The organism is Paraburkholderia sp. JHI869 (assembly GCF_038900775.1).
Classification (GTDB): domain Bacteria; phylum Pseudomonadota; class Gammaproteobacteria; order Burkholderiales; family Burkholderiaceae; genus Paraburkholderia.
In genome coordinates this window covers 1-4259 of the sequence record NZ_JAYMSC010000075.1, presented here as the reverse complement: position 1 = coordinate 4259, position 4259 = coordinate 1, and the positions used below count along the sequence as shown (strand labels likewise).

Below are 4259 nucleotides of genomic sequence, written 5' to 3'. Positions count from 1 at the left end.
GTGGAGGCGGCGGCACGCACTTGTCGAGTTCAGCGTTCACCTGCTGCGCCAGCTTCTGCGCGCGTTCGATCGCGTCCCAGCCGTGCACCCAGCGCGTGGCGTGCGTTTCGTCCTGCTCCTTCCAGGCTTCGTCGGTCAGCGCCGAGAGCCGGCCCGCATCCTCGCCGCGGCACGGCGACTGTGCCGCGCGCTCGTTGGTGCGCTCGATTTCCTGCAGCGCGTCCACCCACTTCTGGCGCGTTTCCACTGGCGGCCAGTTCTTCTGCCCGTAGATCGGCTGAAACGGCACGCTGCCGTCGATGAAATGGCGCGCGTTGTTGAGCGCACCGGCCGCCGCGTCGTTGTAGACCTTCGAAACGAGCACATGGCTGTCCTGGCGCTCGGCAATCTCGAGCCAGCCTTCGGCCAGACCGCGCTGATACGGGTCCGCGATTTTCTGCGCGGCGGGCATCAGCGCCTCGGCATCGCTGCCCGCGCTGGCGAACACGTGAGCGCTTGCCAGCGCGGCGAACAATGCGCCGCATATCAAAGTTTTTTTCATGAGATTCTCCGCGCCCGCCACGGTTTCCCGTGGCGGGCCTGGGTCACGGTCGATCAGAACCCGAACGTCGCGCCAACCGACGCACCGGTGCTGGCGCCGCTACCCGTCGAACGCGAAACGTGCGCGTTCAGGAGCAGGCGGTCCGACACGTACCAGTTCGCACCGATTGCCAGGGCGCTTTCGCCGCCGTAGGTACCGGCCGCGGCGGCCATCTGGAAGTTGCCTTCCGCCCGTGCGTTCGGGAGGAGCGACGAAGCGGCCATGGCGGCGGCGCCCAGCGAGTTCATCTGCTTGCGAACAACGCTGATCTGCTGGTTCGTGTAGTTGTTCGCTTGCTGCACGGCCTGGTTGCCCATGTCGATCACGGCGTTGTTGACCGTGTTGTTCAACTGGTCCACATTGACCGCGTCCGTGCCGTTCTGGCCTGCTGCAACGTTCGTGACACGACGCTGCACCGAGTCCGAACCCATCGAAACCGTGTTGTCCTCGGTCGCGACCGAACCCTGACCGATCGCAACGGAGTTCGCACCGGTTGCCGTGGCGCCCGCGCCGATCGCCGTGGCGTTTGTGCCGCTTGCCGTCGACTTCGCGCCGATTGCCGTGGCGTTGGTTGCGCTCGCTACCGAATTCGCACCCGACGCCGTCGACCAGTCACCGCTTGCGTTGGCGTTTGCACCGCCCGCCGTCGCGTGGTTGCCCGCCGCGCTGGCCGCTTCGGTGTTGCGATCGCCGTTCGCCGTGAACATCGGGTCGCTGCCATCGACAGAGATGTTGTTCACTTGCTCGATCAGCGAGTACAACTGCGAGCCGTTCACCGCGTCGTTGCTCGATGCGCTGATGTCACCCGCCGTCACGTTGTGCAGCGCTACGGTCGAAGTCGCACCCGAGCCGCCCAGCGTGACCGAGTCGTGCGCCGACGAGTCGTACATCACCGCATCAGCCAGCTTGCCGTTGATGTTCGTGATGTCGCCCGAGAGGTTCGAGATGCTCTGGTTCGTCGCGTAGAGCTGCGAGCCGTTCACCGCCTCGGTGCTCGTTGCGTTCACCGCACCGTTCGAGACACCAATAAGCGTGCGCGTGCCTGCCGTGCCCGTGAAGTCCACAACCGTACCGTCTGTGTCCTTCGCAACGGTGATGTTGCGCGTCGTCTGATCCTGCTGGACGAGGCCGATCGTGCCGTTGTTGATGTTGTTGATCACATTCGACACACGACCGTCGATGTTCGTCAGCGCGCTGCCCACGTTGTTGTACGTGCCGCCGCTCAGGATGTACGTCGGGTTCGAGATCGAACCGTCCGGGTTCACCGTCGAGCCGCCGCCCAGCGAGCTGGCCGTCGAGCTGCCCAGTGCGTAGAGCTGCGAACCGTTGATCGCGTCGAAGCTCGAAGCGTTCACCAGGCCGTTCGCCACGTTGTGCAGCGCCACGGGCGTTGTCGCGCCCGAACCGCCCAGCGTGACCGAATCGTGCGCCGACGAGTCGTACATCACCGCGTCTTGCAGCTGACCGTTGATGTTCGTGATGTCGCCTGCGAGGTTCGAGATGTTCTGGTTCGTGGCGTACAGCTGCGAGCCGTTCACTGCATCTACGCTCGAAGCGTTCACCGCACCGTTCGACACACCCGTCAGAACACGCGTGCCTGCTGTGCCCGTGAAGTCCACGATCGTGCCATCCGTGTCCTTCGCAACGGTGATGTTGCGCGTCGTCTGATCCTGCTGGACGAGGCCGATCGTGCCGTTGTTGATGTTGTTCGTCAGGTTCGTGATGTCCGTCGTGTTCTGCGTCACACGGCCGTCCAGGTTCGTGATCGCGCTGCCCACGTTGTTGTAGGTGTCGCCGCCCACGACGTACGTCGGCGCCGAGATCGAGCCGTCGCCGTTCACCGTCGAGCCGCCGCCCAGGGCGTCAGCCGTGCTGCTGCCCAGTGCGTATAGCTGCGAACCGTTGACTGCGTCGAAGCTCGAAGCGTTCACCAGGCCGTTCGCCACGTTGTGCAGGGCCACAGGCGTTGTTGCACCCGAACCGCCCAGTGTCACCGAGTCATGCGCCGACGAGTCGTACAGCACCGCGTCGTTGAGCTTGCCGTTGATGTTGGTGATGTCGCCAGCCAGGTTCGACACGTTGGTGTTCGTTGCGTAGAGCTGTGAACCGTTCACTGCGTCCGTGCTCGATGCGTTCAGCGCGCCGTTGGCTACGTTGTGCAGCGCCACGGGCGAGGTCGCGTCCGTGCCGCCCAGCGTCACCGAGTCGTGTGCCGACGAGTCGTACAGAACCGCATCGGCCAGTTGGCCGTTGATGTTCGTGATCTGGCCCGACAGGTCCGTGATGCTCTGGTTCGTTGCGTACAGCTGCGAACCGTTCACTGCGTCGGTGCTCGATGCGTTCAGTGCGCCGTTAGCCACGTTGTGCAGTGCTACTGCCGAGGTCGCACCCGTGCCGCCCAGTGTGACCGAGTCGTGTGCCGACGAGTCGTACATCACCGCGTCTTGCAGCTGGCCGTTGATGTTCGTGATGTCGCCTGCGAGGTTCGAGATGCTCTGGTTCGTCGCGTACAGCTGCGAGCCGTTCACTGCATCTACGCTCGAAGCGTTCACCGCACCGTTCGACACACCCGTCAGAACACGCGTGCCTGCCGTGCCCGTGAAGTCCACGATCGTGCCATCCGTGCCCTTCGCAACGGTGATGTTGCGCGTCGTCTGATCCTGCTGGACGAGGCCGATCGTGCCGTTGTTGATGTTGTTCGTCAGGTTCGTGATGTCCGTCGTGTTCTGCGTCACACGGCCGTCCAGGTTCGTGATCGCGCTGCCCACGTTGTTGTAGGTGTCGCCGCCCACGACGTACGTCGGCGCCGAGATCGAGCCGTCGCTATTCACCGTCGAGCCGCCGCCCAGGGCGTCAGCCGTGCTGCTGCCCAGTGCGTATAGCTGCGAACCGTTGACTGCGTCGAAGCTCGAAGCGTTCACCAGGCCGTTCGCCACGTTGTGCAGGGCCACAGGCGTTGTTGCACCCGAACCGCCCAGTGTCACCGAGTCATGCGCCGACGAGTCGTACAGCACCGCGTCGTTGAGCTTGCCGTTGATGTTGGTGATGTCGCCAGCCAGGTTCGACACGTTGGTGTTCGTCGCGTACAGCTGCGAACCGTTCACTGCGTCAGTGCTCGATGCGTTCAGCGCGCCGTTGGCTACGTTGTGCAGCGCCACGGGCGAGGTCGCGTCCGTGCCGCCCAGCGTCACCGAGTCGTGTGCCGACGAGTCGTACAGAACCGCATCGGCCAGCTGGCCGTTGATGTTCGTGATCTGGCCCGACAGGTCCGTGATGCTCTGGTTCGTTGCGTACAGCTGCGAACCGTTCACTGCGTCGGTGCTCGATGCGTTCAGTGCGCCGTTAGCCACGTTGTGCAGTGCTACTGCCGAGGTCGCACCCGTGCCGCCCAGTGTGACCGAATCGTGTGCCGACGAGTCGTACATCACTGCATCAGCCAGTTGACCCTGCATGTTCGTGATCTGGCCGTTGATGGTCGTCACGTCACCTTGCAGCGTTGTCACGTCACCGGCGAGGTTCGTCACGTTACCGGCCAGATTCGACACGTTCGTGTTCGTCGCGTACAGCTGCGAGCCGTTCACGGCGTCGGTGCTCGATGCGCTCAGCGCGCCGTTAGCCACGTTGTGCAGGGCTACTGCCGAGGTTGCGTCCGTACCGCCCAGCGTCACCGAGTCGTGCG

Annotated in this window: 1 protein-coding gene and 1 pseudogene; both read right to left on the bottom strand. The window is 64.0% G+C overall.

Annotated features, from left to right (window positions below; all coding sequences use genetic code 11):
• Positions 1-541 (bottom strand): annotated as a pseudogene (locus tag VSR72_RS43825) (OmpA family protein); the annotation flags it as partial.
• 53 nt (positions 542-594) lie between these two features.
• Positions 595-4259: YadA-like family protein (locus tag VSR72_RS43820; RefSeq protein WP_342958396.1), on the bottom strand; the 3665-nt coding region annotated here is incomplete at its 5' end.